The sequence below is a fragment of the Catenulispora sp. GAS73 genome, from assembly GCF_041262085.1.
Taxonomy (GTDB): domain Bacteria; phylum Actinomycetota; class Actinomycetes; order Streptomycetales; family Catenulisporaceae; genus Catenulispora.
Genome location: NZ_JBGCCM010000030.1, coordinates 17,239 through 33,642 on the forward strand (window position 1 = coordinate 17,239; position 16,404 = coordinate 33,642).

General features: G+C 70.4%; 14 protein-coding genes. 7 read left to right on the forward strand and 7 right to left on the reverse strand.

The features are described 5' to 3' along the window. Window positions 1-160: 160 nt before the first annotated feature. Complete coding sequence (locus ABH935_RS36160) at window positions 161-970, reverse strand: DeoR/GlpR family DNA-binding transcription regulator (RefSeq protein WP_370382473.1); 810 nt, start codon at window positions 968-970, stop codon at window positions 161-163. A 421-nt stretch (window positions 971-1,391) separates the two neighbouring features. Here ABH935_RS36160 and ABH935_RS36165 point away from each other — a divergent pair, with 421 nt between their 5' ends. The 6 genes from ABH935_RS36165 to ABH935_RS36190 all read left to right on the forward strand — a co-directional run bounded on the left by ABH935_RS36165 (window position 1,392) and on the right by ABH935_RS36190 (window position 8,470). Beyond that, a complete protein-coding gene (locus ABH935_RS36165) occupies window positions 1,392-2,726 on the forward strand; it encodes an ABC transporter substrate-binding protein (protein ID WP_370382474.1) in 1,335 nt (444 codons plus the stop codon). Window positions 2,727-2,737: 11 nt separating this feature from the next. Beyond that, window positions 2,738-3,829, forward strand: coding sequence for a carbohydrate ABC transporter permease (locus tag ABH935_RS36170; RefSeq protein ID WP_370382475.1), 1,092 nt, complete (start codon window positions 2,738-2,740; stop codon window positions 3,827-3,829). Next, window positions 3,829-4,662 (forward strand): carbohydrate ABC transporter permease, encoded by an 834-nt coding sequence (locus ABH935_RS36175; RefSeq protein WP_370382476.1) that lies wholly within the window; start codon window positions 3,829-3,831, stop codon window positions 4,660-4,662. Before ABH935_RS36170 ends, ABH935_RS36175 begins: the two co-directional genes overlap by 1 nt. 107 nt (window positions 4,663-4,769) lie before the next feature. After that, on the forward strand, window positions 4,770-5,681 hold the full coding sequence (locus tag ABH935_RS36180) for an SIS domain-containing protein (RefSeq protein ID WP_370382584.1): 912 nt from the start codon (window positions 4,770-4,772) through the stop codon (window positions 5,679-5,681). 31 nt (window positions 5,682-5,712) lie between these two features. Then, the gene (locus tag ABH935_RS36185) at window positions 5,713-7,041 is read left to right on the forward strand and encodes an alpha-glucosidase/alpha-galactosidase (RefSeq protein ID WP_370382477.1); all 1,329 of its coding nucleotides are present in this window, start codon (window positions 5,713-5,715) and stop codon (window positions 7,039-7,041) included. Between the two features lie 499 nt (window positions 7,042-7,540). Further along, on the forward strand, window positions 7,541-8,470 hold the full coding sequence (locus tag ABH935_RS36190) for a carbohydrate kinase family protein (RefSeq protein ID WP_370382478.1): 930 nt from the start codon (window positions 7,541-7,543) through the stop codon (window positions 8,468-8,470). Here the strand turns inward: ABH935_RS36190 and ABH935_RS36195 are convergent. The 5 genes from ABH935_RS36195 to ABH935_RS36215 are packed head-to-tail and all read right to left on the reverse strand — an operon-like array spanning window position 8,457 to window position 14,030. Next, a complete protein-coding gene (locus ABH935_RS36195; protein ID WP_370382479.1) occupies window positions 8,457-9,731 on the reverse strand; it encodes a spherulation-specific family 4 protein in 1,275 nt (424 codons plus the stop codon). The genes ABH935_RS36190 and ABH935_RS36195 overlap by 14 nt on opposite strands. 43 nt (window positions 9,732-9,774) lie before the next feature. Continuing rightward, window positions 9,775-11,010, reverse strand: coding sequence for a Gfo/Idh/MocA family protein (locus ABH935_RS36200; RefSeq protein ID WP_370382480.1), 1,236 nt, complete (start codon window positions 11,008-11,010; stop codon window positions 9,775-9,777). A gap of 2 nt (window positions 11,011-11,012) precedes the next feature. After that, window positions 11,013-11,834, reverse strand: a complete 822-nt coding sequence (locus ABH935_RS36205; protein WP_370382481.1) for a carbohydrate ABC transporter permease — start codon at window positions 11,832-11,834, stop codon at window positions 11,013-11,015. Then, window positions 11,827-12,777: a carbohydrate ABC transporter permease gene (locus ABH935_RS36210; RefSeq protein WP_370382482.1), complete on the reverse strand. Its 951-nt coding sequence runs from the start codon at window positions 12,775-12,777 to the stop codon at window positions 11,827-11,829. Before ABH935_RS36210 ends, ABH935_RS36205 begins: the two co-directional genes overlap by 8 nt. Beyond that, entirely contained in the window at window positions 12,774-14,030 is a 1,257-nt protein-coding gene (locus tag ABH935_RS36215) for a sugar ABC transporter substrate-binding protein (RefSeq protein ID WP_370382483.1), read from the reverse strand. Before ABH935_RS36215 ends, ABH935_RS36210 begins: the two co-directional genes overlap by 4 nt. A gap of 275 nt (window positions 14,031-14,305) precedes the next feature. On the opposite strand from ABH935_RS36215, the gene ABH935_RS36220 reads away from it, so the two are divergent. Beyond that, complete coding sequence (locus tag ABH935_RS36220; protein WP_370382484.1) at window positions 14,306-15,481, forward strand: ROK family protein; 1,176 nt, start codon at window positions 14,306-14,308, stop codon at window positions 15,479-15,481. On the opposite strand, the gene ABH935_RS36225 is transcribed toward ABH935_RS36220, so the two are convergent. Next, on the reverse strand, window positions 15,468-16,343 hold the full coding sequence (locus ABH935_RS36225) for a LysR family transcriptional regulator (protein ID WP_370382485.1): 876 nt from the start codon (window positions 16,341-16,343) through the stop codon (window positions 15,468-15,470). The two genes, ABH935_RS36220 and ABH935_RS36225, sit on opposite strands and share 14 nt — an antisense overlap. Window positions 16,344-16,404: the final 61 nt, after the last annotated feature.

The following is a 16,404-nucleotide window of genomic DNA, read 5'->3' on the forward strand; positions in this document are numbered from 1 at the left end:
TGTTCGCCGGTCAGCTGCCTGCGCCGCGCCCGGCCAACTGCCCGCTGGTGTGCCCGCCGCCCCGCACCGCCGCGCCGCCGCGCGTGTTCGCCGGTCAGCTGCCTGCGCCGCGCCCGGCCAACTGCCCGCTGGTGTGCCCGCCGCCCCGCACCGCAACCCCTCACCGCCGCGCCGGCTCCGCGATCCGCACCGAAACCCCCTGAGCCGCAATGGCCTGCAGCTCCGCCGGGTCCGCGCTGCTGTCGGTGACCAGCTGGTCGATCGCGTCCAGCCCGACCACGTGCGCCAGATGTGTGCGCCCGATCTTCGAGCCGTCCGCGACCACCACGACCCGCTGCGCGCGGCCGATGATCACCGCGTTGGTGTGCGCCTCGACTTCGTCGTGGGTGGACAGGCCGCTGGCGGCGCTGATGCCGTCGATGCCGATGAAGGCCGTGTCCACGTTGAAGCGGCCCACGATGGTTTCGGCCCAGGGGCCGACCATCTCGTAGGAGTTGGAGCGCGCCACGCCGCCGGTGACCACCAGTTTCACCTTCGGGCGGTTCACCAGGATGCCGGCGATGTTCAGGGCGTTGGTCACCACCGTCAGTTCGGTGCGGGTGGCCAGGAGGCGCGCCACCTCGCTGGTGGTCGTGCCGCCGTTGACGGCCACCACGTGTCGGCCCGGCGCCAGTGCGCGCAGTGCCATGCGGGCGATGGCCTGCTTGGCGGCGCGGCCGTGGTTGTCCCGGTAGCGGACCGGGAGCTCGTAGGCGACGTCGCGTCCCACCGCACCGCCGCGGGTGCGGACCAGCAGGTTCTGGTCGTCCAGGAGGGTCAGGTCGCGGCGGATGGTCGCCACCGACACGCCGAGTTCGCGCGCGGCCGTGGCGACGTCGACGCTCCCGCCGTAGGCCAGCCGGTCCAGGATGGCCGTGACCCGGTCGGAGCGGTGCATGGTCGGAGTGTTCTTGCTCTGCAGTTCGGTCATCGCCGGACCCGCTACGCCTGGAACGGCGGCCCGGGGCGGACTGGACCTGCTGGGGGAAGGGTCGATCGGGCATCGATGAGGCTCACGGTGAGCTCCATTGTGCTGGTGGGCACGACCCCGCCTCGGAAAGCCGCCCGCACGATCGGCGGGCGGTCCTGGCGACTCGGTCCGGGCTCGCGGCGGTGCCGACATACCGGATGGGCGTACCTCTGACGTCGCGTTTCCACAGCGGCGCACCCCGATGCTACGCGTGCGTCCCGGTGCTGCCAAGCACTTGCTCATCGCGCCGCTTCGCGCGTCTTCGAGCATCCCCGGTGAGCGAAACGTGCGTGGATCTTGTGAGTTCGGTGTGCGGAGCCCTTGAATGACGGAACTCTTCCATCTCTGTTCCCCTCGTCTTCTCCGCCTGGGAGGTCTTCCCGTGCATCCAAGAACGGCTCGCACCCTTCGCTCGGCCGCCGCGAGCGCCACCGTCGCCGCGCTGGCGCTGACCGCCGCCTGCTCGTCGTCGTCTTCTTCCTCCACCTCCTCCAAGGCGCCCGCGGACCCGACGAAGCCCGTCACCATCACCGTCTGGACCGGGCAGGACGTCAACCCCGAGAAGCTGCTGGAGGGCCTGGCCAAGCAGTTCCACGACGCGCACCCGAACGTCACCGTCGACGTCTCGCCCGGCGCGCCGACCACCGACCAGCTGCTGCCCAAGCTCACCGCCGCCTTCACCAGCGGCACCTACCCGGACATCTCCTACAACTTCGGCAGCTGGGCCACCCAGATGCAGCTGTCGGGTCGCGCTCTGGACATCACCGACAAGGTCAAGGACCCGGCCGTGAAGTGGGAAGAGTTCCCGCCGGCGGCCCGGCAGACCGCGACGCCCAACGGGCACGTGATCGGCTTCCCGGCGGTCGTGGACAACCTGGCGCTGATGTACAACAAGAAGCTGTTCAAGGCCGCGGGCCTCGCCGAGCCGACGAACACCTGGACGTGGGACGACTTCCGCGCAGCGGCCAAGAAGCTCACGGACACATCCAAGAACGTCTACGGCACCGCCTACTCGGTCTCCGGCACCGAGGACACCACCTGGCACTTCTGGCCGCTGCTCTGGCAGAAGGGCGGCAGCGTCCTGAACTCGGACAACAGCAAGGCCGCGTTCGACTCGCCGGCCGGCGTGGCGGCCCTGACATTCCTGCAGCAGATGGCCGTGACCGACAAGTCCGTGTACCTGTCGCAGGACGACCAGAAGTACGCCGACCTGTTCAAGTCCGGCCTGATCGGCATGATCATGAGCGGCCCGTGGCAGCTGTCGGACAACGTCACCGCGAACCTGGACTACGGCGTCACCTACCTGCCGTCCTTCGACGGCACCAACCACCAGACCATCTCCGGCCCGGACATCTGGACGCTCTACGACCACCACGACACCGACCGCGCCTACTGGTCCTACCAGTTCGCGCAGTGGCTGACCTCGGAGCAGACCGACCCGAAGTTCAACCTCGCCACCGGTAACCTGCCGCTCCGTATCAGTGAGGCCGCCAGCCCGGAGTTCCAGGCCTACTCCAAGCAGTACCCGGGAGCCCAGACGCTCCTCGACAATCTGACGAACGCCACGACCGCCCGGCCCACCGTCCCCGGCTACGTCGGGCTCTCCCAGGCCGTCGGACAGGCCATCGCCAAGGTGCTCCAAGGGCAGGGTGATCCGGCCTCGGCGTTGAAGGACGCGGCCAAGGCCGCCGACGTCGCACTGGCTCAAGCGGATTGAGGTCGGGTGCGATGAAACACGGAATCCTGATATCGGATCATGAGAAGGCCGGGGGCGGCGGGGTCCGGCGCCGGCACGCCGCAGCGGGGTCGGGTGCGGCGCTCACTGCCGGCTCCGACGCCCGCCCCGACGCCCGCCCCGACGCCCGCTCCGGCGCCGGCTTCGCGGCCGACGACCTCGGCGGGGCTTTCGGCCCCGGCCGGGAGAAGCCGAAGTGGACCGCCCGGCGCCGCCGCGTCGTCGCGAACCTCACCGGCTGGTCCTTCGCCGCGCCGGCCACCCTGATCATCCTGGGCCTCACCCTGTTCCCGGCCGCCTGGGCGTTCCTGATCTCCCGGGAGCACTGGAACGGCATCACCCCGGCCCGTCAGATCGGCTGGGACAACTACCGCCTGATGCTGCAGGACTCGGACTTCCGGTCCGCGGTGAACCACACCGTGCTGTTCACCGTCCTGTATGTGCCGGTGGTACTGGTCCTCGGCATGTTCCTGGCGATCGCGCTGAACCGGAAGATCCGCTTCATCTCCTTCTACCGGACCGCGCTGTTCGTGCCGCTGGTCGTCTCCGCGGCGGCCACCGGCATCCTCGCCAACTTCGTGTTCGACCAGCAGTTCGGCCTGGCCAACAACCTGCTGCGGGTGCTGCACCTGCCGCAGCAGGGCTTCCTGGCCGACCGGCACGAGGTCATGTGGGTCATAGCCCTGATCTACCTGTGGACGGACCTGGCGTTCTCCGTCATCGTCTACCTCGCCGCGCTCCAGGACATCCCGACCGACTGCCTGGAGGCGGCGCGCATGGACGGCGCCAACCGCTGGCAGCAGTTCCGGCACGTAATCCTGCCGAGCCTGGCCCCGGTCACCGTGTTCGTCGGAGTTTGGGAGACGATCTCGGTGCTCCAGATCTTCGAGCTGGTCCTGACCACCACGCACGGCGGACCGCTGGGAGCGAGCCAGACCGTCGTGTACTTCGTCTACAACCAGGCGTTCAACCTGTCGCGCTACGGCTACGGATCCGCCGTCGCCTACACGCTGTTCGGCGCCACCCTGGTGATCACCCTCGGGCTGTTCGCGTACGCCCGGCGCAGCAAGATCGAGGCCTTCTGATGAGCCGCCTGACCCACACAATCAGCAGAGCCAGCCGCTGGCACCTGTTCCTGATGCCGTTGTCCCTGCTGTTCCTGCTCCCGCTGCTGCAGATGGTGCTGGCCTCGTTCACCTCGAACGCGGACATCAACCGGTTCCCGCCGCGGTTCATCCCCTCGGCCCTGCACATCAGCGGCTACGTGCGGCTCTTCCGGGACGCCCCGGTCGGGCGCTGGATGCTGAACTCCGCGATCGTCTCCGGCATCGCGATCGTCAGCCACCTGATCCTGTGCTCCCTCGGCGGCTACGCCTACGCGCGGCTGTCGTTCCGGGGGCGGACCGTGGCGTTCGTGACACTGGTCGCCACGATCATGATCCCGACCCAGATGCTGATGATCCCCACCTACTTCATGTTCACCCACCTGGGGCTCATCGACACCCTCGGCGCGGCCTTCGTGCCGTTCCTGACCTCGGCCTTCGGTGTGTTCCTGATGCGGCAGTTCTTCCTGTCGCTGCCCAAGGACCTGGAGGAGGCCGGCCGGATCGACGGCCTGACCACCTTCGGCGTGTTCTTCCGCATCGTGCTGCCGCTGGCCCGGCCGGCGCTGGCCACGCTGGCCGTGTTCACGCTGCTCAACTCCTGGAACGACCTGCTCTGGCCGCTGATCGCGATCAACGACCCGTCGAAGTTCACCATCCAGCTCGGGCTGATCAACTTCCAGGGCGCGCACCACATCGACTGGCAGGAGCTGATGGCCTGCAACGTCGTGGCCACGGCGCCGCTGATCCTCGGATTCCTCGTCGCGCAGCGGCAGTTCGTCCAGACGATGAGCATGTCCGGGCTCAAGGGCTGAGGCGGGCGCCGGCGGTTTCCCGGTTCCGAAGAACTCTCCTATCAGCTTGCCGAACAACCTGCTTGAACACGTTGCCTGAACGGAGCACCATGCCTTCCTTGCCTTCTCTGCCTTCTTTCGTCGCCGCCGAGCTCACCGACCAGCCGCAGAGCTGGCAGCGCGCCGCCGACCTGGCTGCCTCGGCGGACGGCCTGCCGCAGCCCGGCGAGCGGGTGGCCGTCGTCGGCTGCGGGACGTCCTGGTTCATGGCGCAGGCCTACGCCGGTCTGCGCGAGGCCTCCGGCGCCGGGGAGACCGACGCCTTCACCGCCTCCGAACTGCCGGCCGGCCGCAGCTACGACCGGGTGCTGGCGCTGAGCCGGTCCGGGACCACGACCGAGATCCTGGACGTGCTGGCCGCCGCCACCGCGCCGACCACGCTCATCACCGGCGTGGCCGACTCCCCGGCTCCGGCGCTGGCCGGCAGCGTCGTCGTGCTGGACTTCGCCGACGAGCGGTCGGTGGTGCAGACGCGCTTCGCCACCACGACGCTGCTGTTGCTGCGCGCGCACCTCGGCGAAGACGTGTCGGGCGCGATCGCCGACGCGCAGACCGCGGTCGGGTCGCCGCTGCCCTCGGGCATCGCCGACCGCACGCAGTTCACGTTCCTGGGCGCGGGCTGGACGACCGGCTTGGCCGCCGAGGCCGCGCTGAAGATGCGCGAGGCGGCGCTGGCGTGGTCGGAGTCGTATCCGGCCATGGACTACCGGCACGGTCCGATCGCCATCACCGACGAGCAGTCGGCGGTGTGGATGTTCGGCGAGGCCCCCGAGGGGCTGGCCGAGCAGGTCGGGGCCACCGGCGGGATGTGGGTCCGGCAGGACCTTGACCCGCTGGCGTCGCTGATCGTGGCCCAGCGCCTGGCGTTGGAGCTGGCCGCGCGGCGTGGGCTGAACCCGGATGCGCCGCGGCATCTGACGCGGTCGGTGATTCTTCGTCCGCACAGTGCTTCTGCTGCTTCGTCTGCTTCCTCCGCCTGATCCCGATCTCGATTTCGAAAGAGAATCCCGCGTGTTCCGCATAGTCTTCATCGGCGCCGGCTCGGTGGTCTTCACCCGCCAGCTGCTGCACGACATCCTGTCCTATCCCGAGCTGTCCGGCGTGACCATCGCGCTGCACGACATCGACCCCGAGCGGCTGCAGGTCGCCGCCGCGCTCGCCGACCACGCCGTGCGCACGCTCGGCGCCGAGGTGACCGTCACCGCCACCACCGACCGCCGCAAGGCCCTGGACGGCGCCGACGCCGTGGTCAACATGATCGCGGTCGGCGGCCACCGGGCCGTGGTCACCGACTTCGAGGTCCCGGCCGCCGCCGGCCTGCGGCAGACCATCGGCGACACGTTGGGCGTCGGGGGCATCTTCCGCGCCCTGCGGACCTTCCCGGTGCTGAAAGCGCTGGCTGACGACATGGCCGAGGTGTGCCCGGACGCCTGGCTGCTGAACTACACCAACCCGATGGCCATGAACATCCAGTACCTGAGCACGGTCGCGCCCCGGCTGAAGGCCGTCGGGCTGTGCCACTCGGTGTACTGGACGGTGCGCGGGCTCTGCGAGATCATCGGCGTCCCGGACGAGGAGGTCGACGTCCTGTCGGCGGGCGTCAACCACCAGGCCTGGATCCTGCGCTGGCAGCACCGGGGCCGCGACCTCTACCCGGAACTGGACGCGGCCATCGCGGCCCGACCGGACCTGGCCCGGCGCGTCCGCGTCGACATGTACCGGCGGCTGGGCTACTACCCGACGGAGACCAGCGAGCACAGCTCCGAGTACGTGCCCTGGTACCTCGGCCACGACAGCGAGATCGCCCGCCTCCGCATCCCGGTCGGCGACTACATGACCATCAACGCGGAGAACCTCGCCGAGTACCAGGCACTCCGCAAGGCGGTCGCCGACGGCGCCGACCTGGCCGGCGGCTGGGAGAGCGACGCGGCGGAGTACGCCCCGCAGGTGATCCACAGCCTGGTCACCGGCACCCCCCGCACGATCCAGGTGAACACCCCCAACACCGGCCTGATCAGCAACCTGCCCCCCGGCGCGGCGGTGGAGGTCCCGGCGACCCTGGACCGCCTCGGCGTGCACCCGCACCACGTCGGAGCGCTGCCAGTGCAGCTGGCGGCGCCGAACCGCCACTTCCTGAACGTGGTCGACCTGGTCGTCGCCGCAGCGGTCGAGGGCGACCCCCGCCACATCCGCCACGCCGCGATGGCGGACCCGGCCACGGCAGCGGCGCTGACGGTCGAGCAGATCTGGGCCCTGTGCGACGCGATGGTCGAGGCCCACGGCGATGCGCTGCCGGAGCCGCTGCGGCGCGCGCCGCTGGCTGCCCGGGGTGGTCGGTGAGCGGGGGCGGGAGGCGCCGGTCCGGTCGAGGCGTCGGTTCGCGCGCCGATCAGAGTGGGTTCGAGCAAAAGGCTGCGGTGGGCGGCTTCGGGCGAGCGGCTGCGGCTGCGGCATGTGGTTTGGGCCGCGTGGTTGTGCGGGGCGGGTTCGGGCAGAGGGCTGCGACAGGCGGCTTTGGCCGGGGCGTCGCGGTGAGTGGCGCGGGCCCGGCTGTGGCGCGCGGTGCGTGGGAGTGCGGGCGAGCAGCGGTGGGTGCTGGTGAGCGTGGGTTCGGGCAGAGTCTTGCGACAGGCGGCTTCGGCCGGGGCGTCGCGGCGAGTGGCGCGGGCCCGGCTGTGGCGCGCGGTGCGTGGGAGTGCGGGCGAGCAGCGGTGGGCGTTGGTGAGCGTGGGTTCGGGCAGAGTCTTGCGACAGGCGGCTTCGGCCGGGGCCTCGCGGCGAGCGGCGCGGGCCCGGCTGCTGCGCGGAGGATTGGTGGGCGTGGTTTGGCGGCGCTGACATGACCTTCGACCTCCTCGTCGTCGGCGACGCGAACCCCGACGTGCTGCTCTCCGGTGTCCCGCCGGTCCCGCCCTACGGCCAGGCCGAGACTCTGGTCGACTCCGGTGTCCTGGCGCTTGGAGGGTCGGCGGCGATCGTCGCGCATGGTGCCGCGCGGCTCGGCATTTCTACCGCGCTGGCGGCGGTGGTCGGGCGCGATGCCGCCGGCGACTTCGTCCTCGACACGCTCACCTCCGCCGGCGTCGACATCGGTGCCGTCACGCGCCATGCCGAGCTGCCCACCGCCCTGACCGTCTGCCTCGGTGGACCCGGCGGTGACCGGGCCATCCTCACCGCCGCTGGCTGCCTCGCCGCGTTCGATCCGCGCGCGCTGCCCGAGGCCCGGCACGTCCATGCCGCGTCCTACTTCCTGCAGCCGAGCTTGGCGGTGCGGCTGCCCGACCTGTTCCGTGCGGCGCGCGCCACCTGCTCCCTCGACACCAACCACGACCCGGCCGGTACCTGGCGCCTGGCGCCCGGATTGCTCGAAGCCTGCGACTACATCCTGCCCAACGAGGCCGAGGCGCTGGCCCTGACCGGCGCCGCGACCGTCGATCAGGCGATGGCGGCCTTCGTCGAAGCCGGTGTCACCCCGGTCGTCAAACGCGGCCGTGATGGCGCGACGGCCCGCCGCAGCGCGGAAACGCATACCGTGCAAGCAAAGCCGCTCGACCCTGTCGACACCGTCGGCGCGGGCGACAGCTTCGACGCCGGCGTCCTCGCCGCCCTGCTGAACGGCGAGGACCTGGACCGGGCCCTCGCCGTCGGCTGCGCCTGCGGCGCCCTGTCCACCCAGGCCGTCGGCGGTACCGCGGCTCAGCCCACGTGGGACGAGGCCACCGCCTACGCGGCCCCGCTCAGGCGCTCGGCCGACCTCAGCCCCGGCTGAAGGTGATCGGCGCGGTATAGAACGAGTTCCCGTTGAACACCGCCCGCTGAGTCGCCGCCGAACTCCCCAGCGCGCTCAGCGGGACGGTCCACGTGTAGACGTTCCCGTTCTGCGTCATGGCCGGGCTCACGCCGCTCACCGGCGTCCAGTTCCAGCCGGAGGACAGGCTCCGATACAGGGTGTTGTTCTCGATCATGTAGTCCGCGCCCAGCGGCGTCGAGGACGGCGACGGCAGCTGGAACCCGGTACTCTGGTTGTCGTCACTGTCGATGAAGACGTGGTGGAAGCTCGTCGCCGCGTTGAACGTGGCCCGGAAGACCTCGTTGCTGCCGCTTACACACGCCGAGAAGTTCGTGATGTCGCCCGACCCGGCGACCGGCGCGCACGAGGAGCCCCCGCCACCCCCGCCCGGAGCAGCGGCCTGCGCCAGTTCGTCGTTCCAATACGCCCCCGGCGGCAGCGTGTCCCAGGGGTTGGGCAGGTTGTCGTTCGTGACGTACAGGTACCCGGCGTTGCGCTGCTTGCTCAGGCTGACCGCGTTCTCCATGTCGGCCTGCGTCGGCGTGTCGTAGACGAGGTGCCAGAACTGGTCCGGGTTGTCGGAGTTCAGCTCCCACGCCGGCGGCGTCCAGCCCGTGTACGAGGCGTACGAGCCCTCGAACATCACCAATACGTCCGCCGCGGAGGCGTAGCACTGGTCCGCGGCCGTGCCGGGGTTGTCGGCGGTGAGTGCCCCGGGGTGGTTCTGCTTCACGTAGTCCCCGACGGCCTGATACAGCGCGACGTGCGCGTTGTTCGTGCCGCAGTCGTTCAGCGCGTCGTCGAAGAAGATCCCGGCCAGGCCGTAGCTCCCGTACCAGCTGTACCAGTTGTCGACGTCGGCCTCGGCCTGCGCGGTCCACGCCGCGGTGCTGGTCTGGCCGTCACGCGTGGTACGTCCGGTGGTCCCGAAGTACCCGGTGTCGACGTACCCGATCACCTGGGCGCCGGAGGACGTGGCTGCCTGGACGGCGTCGGCGTAGCCCTGGTCGAAGCCGGAGCCGGGGCCGTTGTTCGGGTTGGCGATCGCGATGCCGACGGCCGGGTTGCTCTGCTCCAGCTGAGTCCAGTAGCTGCTGCTGGGCCCGAAGTACGCCGGAACGCCGACGTGCTGCACGGTCGCGGTGTTCGCGCGCGCGGCCGTCGCCGGGGGTGCCAGGCCGAGGACCGCCAGCGCGAGCGCTGCGATCCCGACCAGTAGTCGGGGGCGGGACAGGTGCATGGTGCTCTCCTTCCACACAGTGGACTTACAGGACTTGCAGGACTTACAAGGAGGACGCCGGGGTCAAAGGAACCCGGCGGTGGTGCCCAGCGGAATCTGCGAAATGCGCGATGACCGCCGCATCAGGCGCGGCCACCGCGACCGGCACGCCGCCGCAGCGCAGCGACTCGGTCGCGGCGACCCCCGCGGCCACCGCCTCGCGCGCCGCGACCGGCGAGGTCTGCGTCGGCCCGCCGACCGCGACGAAGCGCAGGAACTCCGCGACCAACGCGCTGTCCGCGCCGCCGTGCAGCCCCTCGGCCTCGGCCCCGGTGATCGGGAGGACCAGGTCGGCGTCGCTCCGGTAGCCGGAGCGCTTCTGGTTCCAGACGCGGATCTCCGCCTGGTCGCCGTCGATGCCGTCGCCGAAGTTCTCCAGCCGTCCGGCGTCGCCGATGACCGTGTAGTTGCGCCAGTAGTCGGGGGAGTAGTGGCACTGCTGGTAGCTGGTGAACACCCCGTTGTCGAGCCGCGTGAGCATCTGCGACAGGTCTTCGACGTCGACGACCGGGTTGAGGTCGCGCAGCTCTGATGGCGGCCAGGCACCGACGTCGAACCAGTCGCCCATCAGCGAATCAGAGCTCTCGGCCCCGGCAGATCGCCGATGCGGATTGGCGCCGTAAACCGTCAGCCCGCCCAACGCCACGACCCGCCGCGAGTAGCCCCCCGCCAGCCAGTGGATGACGTCGAGATCGTGCGCGCCCTTCTGCAGCAACAAGCTCGTCGTGTGAGCGCGCTCGGCGTGCCAGTCCTTGAAGTAGTAGTCCCCGCCGTGCCCGACGAAGTGCCGGCACCACACCGCCTTCACCTCGCCGACCGCGCCGTCCTCGATCAGCTCCCGCATCCGCCGCAGCATCGGCAGATGCCGCAGGTTGTGCCCGATGTACAGCCGGGTCCCGGTCCGCGCCGCCGTCGCCAGCAGCGCGTCGCAGTCGGCGAGCGTGATCGCCATCGGCTTGTCCACGAACACCGCGACGCCCGCCGCCAGGAAGTGGAGCGCGGGCGCCGCGTGCAGATCGTCGGGCGTGAGTACGAACACCGCGTCCAGCTCGCCGTCCGGCATCGCATGCCAGTCCTCGTAGACCGCCACGTCGTCCCCGAACAGCTCCCGCGCCCGGGCCCGCCCGCGCGCGCTCGGATCCGCGCACGCCACCACCCGCGCGACCCCCGGCTGCTGCGCGTGCGTGGCCAGCTTGGCGCGCTGGCCCACCCCCACGACGCCGATCCTCAGCTCCGACATGCTCATCCCTTCGTTCCGGTCAGGGCGATGCCCTCGATCACACGGCGTTGCAGCACCACGAAGACGACGATCACCGGCACGGTGGCCATCAGCGCCCCGGCCATCAGCACCGGGTAGTCCGTCATGAACTGGCCCTGCAACGAGGCCAGGCCCGCCGACAGCGGCATTTTGTGCGGATCGGTGTTGACCACGAGCGGCCACAGCAGGTCGTTCCAGGACCAGATCATCGTCAGGATCCCCAGCGCGATCAGCCCCGGCCGGGCCAGCGGCAGCATGACGCTCCAATAGATCCGCAAGGGCCCGGCGCCGTCGAGCCGCGCCGCCTCCTCCAGCTCGGCCGGCATCGCCAGGAAGAACTGCCGCAGCAGGAAGGTCCCGAACGCGCTGAACATGCCCGGCAGGAACAGCGCCGTGCGGCTGTTCAGCAGGTGCAGGCTCTGGATGATCTGGTACTGCGGGATGACCAGCAGCTGGCTGGGCACCAGCAGGATCGACAGGAACAGCCCGAACAACAGGCTGCGGCCCGGGAAGCGCAGCCGGGCGAAGGCGTACGCGGCCATCGAGCAGAACAGCACCTGCGCGGCGGTCCGGGCCAGGGTGTTGATGACGCTGTTGACCAGCATGTCGCCGAACGGCACGGTGTCGAACACCGAGCGGTAGTTCGAGCCGTGCCAGTGCGGCGGCAGCCACGTCGGCGGCACCCGCGTGGCCTCGGTCAGGGTCTTGAACGAGGTCAGCAGCTCCCACAGGAACGGCCCGGCCATCGCGACGGACGCGGCGATCAGGAACGTGTGCGCCCCGATCGATCCCCGACGGCTACGCATAGTGCACCCACCGCTTCTGCAGCCGGAACTGGAAGCCGGTCAGCGCGACGGTCACCAGCAACAGGACGAATGCGATCGCGGCCGCGTAGCCGCGGTTGTTGTCGACGAAAGCGTCCTGGTAGAAGAGGTAGACCACGCTCCTGGTCTGCGGCAGCGCCGGGTTGGTCTGGCCGATCAGGACGTAGACGAGGTCGAACGTCTGCAGCGTGCCGATCACCGACAGCACGGTCACGAAGAACAGGCTCGGGCTCAGCAGCGGCAGCGTCAGTGCGAAGAACTGACGGACCGGGCCCGCGCCGTCGATCTGCGCCGCCTCGTAGTACTGACGCGGGATGGATTCCAGGCCCGCCATCAGGATCACCATCGTGTACCCGACGCCGGACCACAGTCCGACCACGGCCACCGCGATCAGCGCCGTGTGCTGGTCGCTGATCCAGTACGGACCGTGGATCCCGACCTTGCCCAGCAGGGTGTTGACGAGCCCGTAGTCCCCGGCGTAGAGCCACCGCCACACGATCGCCACCGCGACCGGCATCGTCACCACGGGCAGGAACAGCAGCGCACGGTAGAAGCCGACCCCGCGGCGGCCGGGCTGGGCCAGCACCGCGGCCAGGACCAGCGCGATCGGGACGCCGGCCAGGCCGAGCAGGCAGTACCACAGGGTGTTGACGAACGCCGAGCGCAGGTCCGGGTCGTGCAGCAGCGCGCGGTAGTTGGCCAGGCCGGTGAAGGTGTGGCCGCCGAAGGGGCCCCAGGTGGTGAAGCTGTAGTAGAAGGTCTGCAGGACCGGCCACAGGTAGAACACGCCGAGGCCGAGCGCGGTGGGGGCCAGGAAGAACGCGGCCCAGGCGGCCTCCTTGCCGCGGTGGCGCCGTCGTCGGCGAGCGGTGGTGGCCGGCGCGGCGGGCGCGAGAGACCGGGCTCCCGCGCCCGCCGCCGTCACGAGCCCTCCTTGGCCAGCGCCGCGTCCATCTGCTGCGCGAGATCGGTGGCGGCCTTGTCGATCGGCTCGCTGCCGTCCCACGCCTTGGTCAGCACATTGGTCTCCAGCGTGTTCCAGGCCGCGGTGTCCTTGGAGATCGGATACGGGACCGCGTCGGGGAGCTGGTCGAGGAAGGACTGGAGGTGGTACTGCGGATAGGCCTTGACCCAGCTCTGTTGCGTGCCGTTGTACGCCGGGATCACGGTGCCGGTGTCGGCCTCGATCTGCGCGGCCTGCTGCGAGCCGAGGAACGCGGCGAACTTCTCGGCCTGCGCCGGGTGCGAGGTGTGCGCGAACACCACGTTGGCCAGGCCGTGGATGATCGTGGCCTTCTTCACGCCGGCGGGCAGCGGGGCTACGTCGACGCCGGTCTTGGTGGTGTCGTTCGCGGCGAACGCCTTCGCGTCCCAGGACCCGCCCCAGTACATGGCCAGCTTGCCGGACTCGAACAGGTTCAGCGGCGCGGTGTCCGTCATCTGCTTCAGGCTCGGCGACTCCTTGGCCGCGACCAGGTCGGTCCAGAACTTCAGGCCGGCGATGGTGGCCGGGTCGGCGTAGCCGGACTTCTTGCCGTCCGGGGAGATGACGTAGCCGCCGGCCTGGTAGATCGTGTCGTAGAAGTTCTCCTGGCCCTCCAGGTTGGCGCCGACGCCGTAGACGCCCTTGCCCGGATCGGTGAGTTTTTTCGCCGCGGCTTGGAAATCAGCCCAGGTCCAGGCGGCGCTGGGGTAGGCGACGCCAGCCGCGTCGAAGATGGCCTTGTTGTACCAGAGGCCGACGGTGTCGAAGTCCTTCGGAAGCCCGTACTGCACGCTCTTGTACTGGTAGAGCTTGGCCAGCGCCGACGGGTACACCGAGGTGTCCGAGTGCAGGTCGGTGAGCGGCTTCAGGACGTTGTTCGAGGCGTAAAGCTGGAAGTTCGGGCCGTTCATCCAGAAGACGTCGGGCGCCGAACCGCCGGAGGCGGCCGCCTGGAGCTTGGTCCAGTAGTCCGCCCACGGCGTCTGCTGGATGCTGACCGTGATGGTCGGGTTCTGTGCTTCGAAGGCTGCGATGATCTTCTGCATGGCCGGGACCTGCGTCGCGTCCCAGACCCCGTAGCTGAGGGAAACCTTGCCACCGCCGGAGGAGGAGCTCGCGCTGCTCGAACAAGCGGCCGTCGAGGCGGCCAGCGCGAGCACCGCCGACGCTGCCACCACTGTGCGTATGCCCATGTCTCATCACCCTGATCGCGTCGAGCGGGGGATTAATATTGCGGCGAGTGTTACTAACTCGGGGAGACGTGTCAACCCTTGCGCTCCGAAGCGGGCAGGAAAGCTGCCTGCTCAGCGCCTGACTCGCGGTGAATCGGCAGATTTATCCCTGAGATTCGAGGCTGTACGGCGGCCGAATCATCTGGCGCGAGCCCCTGGGCCGTGGTTTATTATTCTCGCCACGGTTAATATTCGAGGCGTTGCGAGGCAGGACGGCGCGGGGTGGAAGATGAGACATGACTGAGCTGAGTGTCAACGGCGCCGACGCCGTGTTGCTGCGCCGGCTGCGGCTGCTGTCCGTGGTGGACGCGCTGCGCCGGACCGGGGCGCAGCCGCTCACGGCGCTGGCCCGGCAGACGGGGCTGTCCCGGCCGATCGTGCAGACCCTGGCCGACGAGCTCACCGAGATCGGCTGGGTCGCCTCGGTCGCGCCGGCCGAGCCCAACGGCGTCGGCCGGCCCGCGCGCGTGTTCCGGTTCCGGGCCGAGTCCGGCAACGTCGCAGGGCTTGACATCGGGGCGCACGCGATCACCGCGCTGGTCACCGACCTCGACGGCGAGGTGCGGGGCCGGAGTCGGCTGACGGTGAGCCCCGCGACCCCGGCCGCCGACCGGCTGCGTTCGGCCAAGGCCACGCTGACCGAGGCGTGCGCCGCCGCCGGCCTGGAGCCGAGCCGGCTCAGCCAGCTCGGGGTGGCCAGCACCGGCGTCATCGAGCACTCAGGACGCGTCGCGCTGTCCGTCGCGCTGCCCGGCTGGACCGGCATCGACATCCCCGCCGCCTTCGCCGACACGGTCGGCTGCCCGGTCGTCGCCGAGAACGACGGCCGCGCGGCGGCGCTGGCCGAACGCTGGCGCGGGGCCGGCCGCGACGTCGACGACATGGTCTACATCCACGCCGGCTTCCGCACCGGCAACGGCGTGTTCGTCGGCGGGCGCCTGCTGCGCGGGCACACCGGCGCGGCCGGCGAGATCGGGGCGCTGCCGGCGTCCGGATGGGCCGAGGCGCCGACGCATCTGCTCGGCTACCCGGGGCTGGACGAAGAAGTCCGGCTGGAGCAGATGGCAGAGCTCGTGTTCGCTCGGGCGCGCGCCGGCGACCCGACCGCACTGGTGGCCACCGAGCGGTTCGTGCGCGCGCTGGCCGGCGGGATCGCGGCGCTCGTGCTCACCTTCGACCCCGAGCTGGTCGTCTTCGGCGGCGGCATCTCGCGCTCGGCGGATCTGGTCCTGGACCGGCTCACCGCCGAGCTGGAGCGGGACTGCATCCGGGTGCCGCCGGTGGTCGCCTCCAGCCTGGACGCCGAGTGGGTGGTGCTGGGCGCGGTGCGGGTCGCGCTCGACGCGATCGAAAGGCGCTACTTCGCGACCGGCGTGTCAGAGCCGCTGGCGCCCCCGCCTATTGCGGCTTGACGCCCAGCGCCTGGGCCATGGCGCGGTGGAAGGCGTCGGCCAGCGGGGCGTCGTCTTCGGCGCGGGTGGCCGCGACGACCCGGCACGGATCTATCCCGTCGAGTGGAACCGTCACGAGACCCGGGCGCGAGGCGCGGCGGTGCTCGCCGGCCGGTAGCACCGCGACGGAGTGGCCGCCGGCGACGAGTTCCAGCTTGTCCTCGAAGCCGTCCTCGGCGCCGGGGCCTTCGGGGATCGCCGACCCGGGCGGCCCGGGCCGGGGCGTGCCCCAGATCGTCGGGGTGTAGGCGCAGGCGACGAGTTCTTCGTCGGCGAGGTCGTCGAGGGTGATGGAGTCTTTGCCGGCCAGCCGGTGCGTCGAGGGGAGGACGGCCATGCGGGGCTCGTCGTAGAGGGCTGTGATGCGAAGCCGGTCCGGCGCCATCGGCAGCGGCAGCCTCGTCACGAGCGCGTCCACCCGGTGCTCGGGCAGGGCGTCCAGCTCTCTCCAGCCCAGGTGCCGGGTGCGGATGAGGGCGTCGGGGTGGAGCCGGCGCAGTTCGCGCACCGCCGGGGTGACGGTCAGGTCGCCGACGTGGCCGATGACGAGCCTGCCCGCCGGTGCGGACCGGGCCGCCAGCGCGCCGCGCTCCGCTGTGGTCAGCAGGGTTCGTGCGTAAGGCAGGAACTCCTGACCCGCTTCGGTGAGGCTCGCGCCTTGCGGGGTGCGGTCGAACAGGCGCGCGCCGACCTGGTGCTCCAGCCGCTGGATCTGCCGGCTCAGCGCCGGTTGCGCCACGTGCAGTGCGGTTGCCGCACGGCCGAAGCCCTCGTGCTCGGCCACGACGGTGAAGTACCGCACCAGCCGGAGGTCGAGATCCATTCCTCAAGCGTACGTCGGGTCATGCAGCTGCGGTATGACCCCATCCCGACCAGGTCTTGGA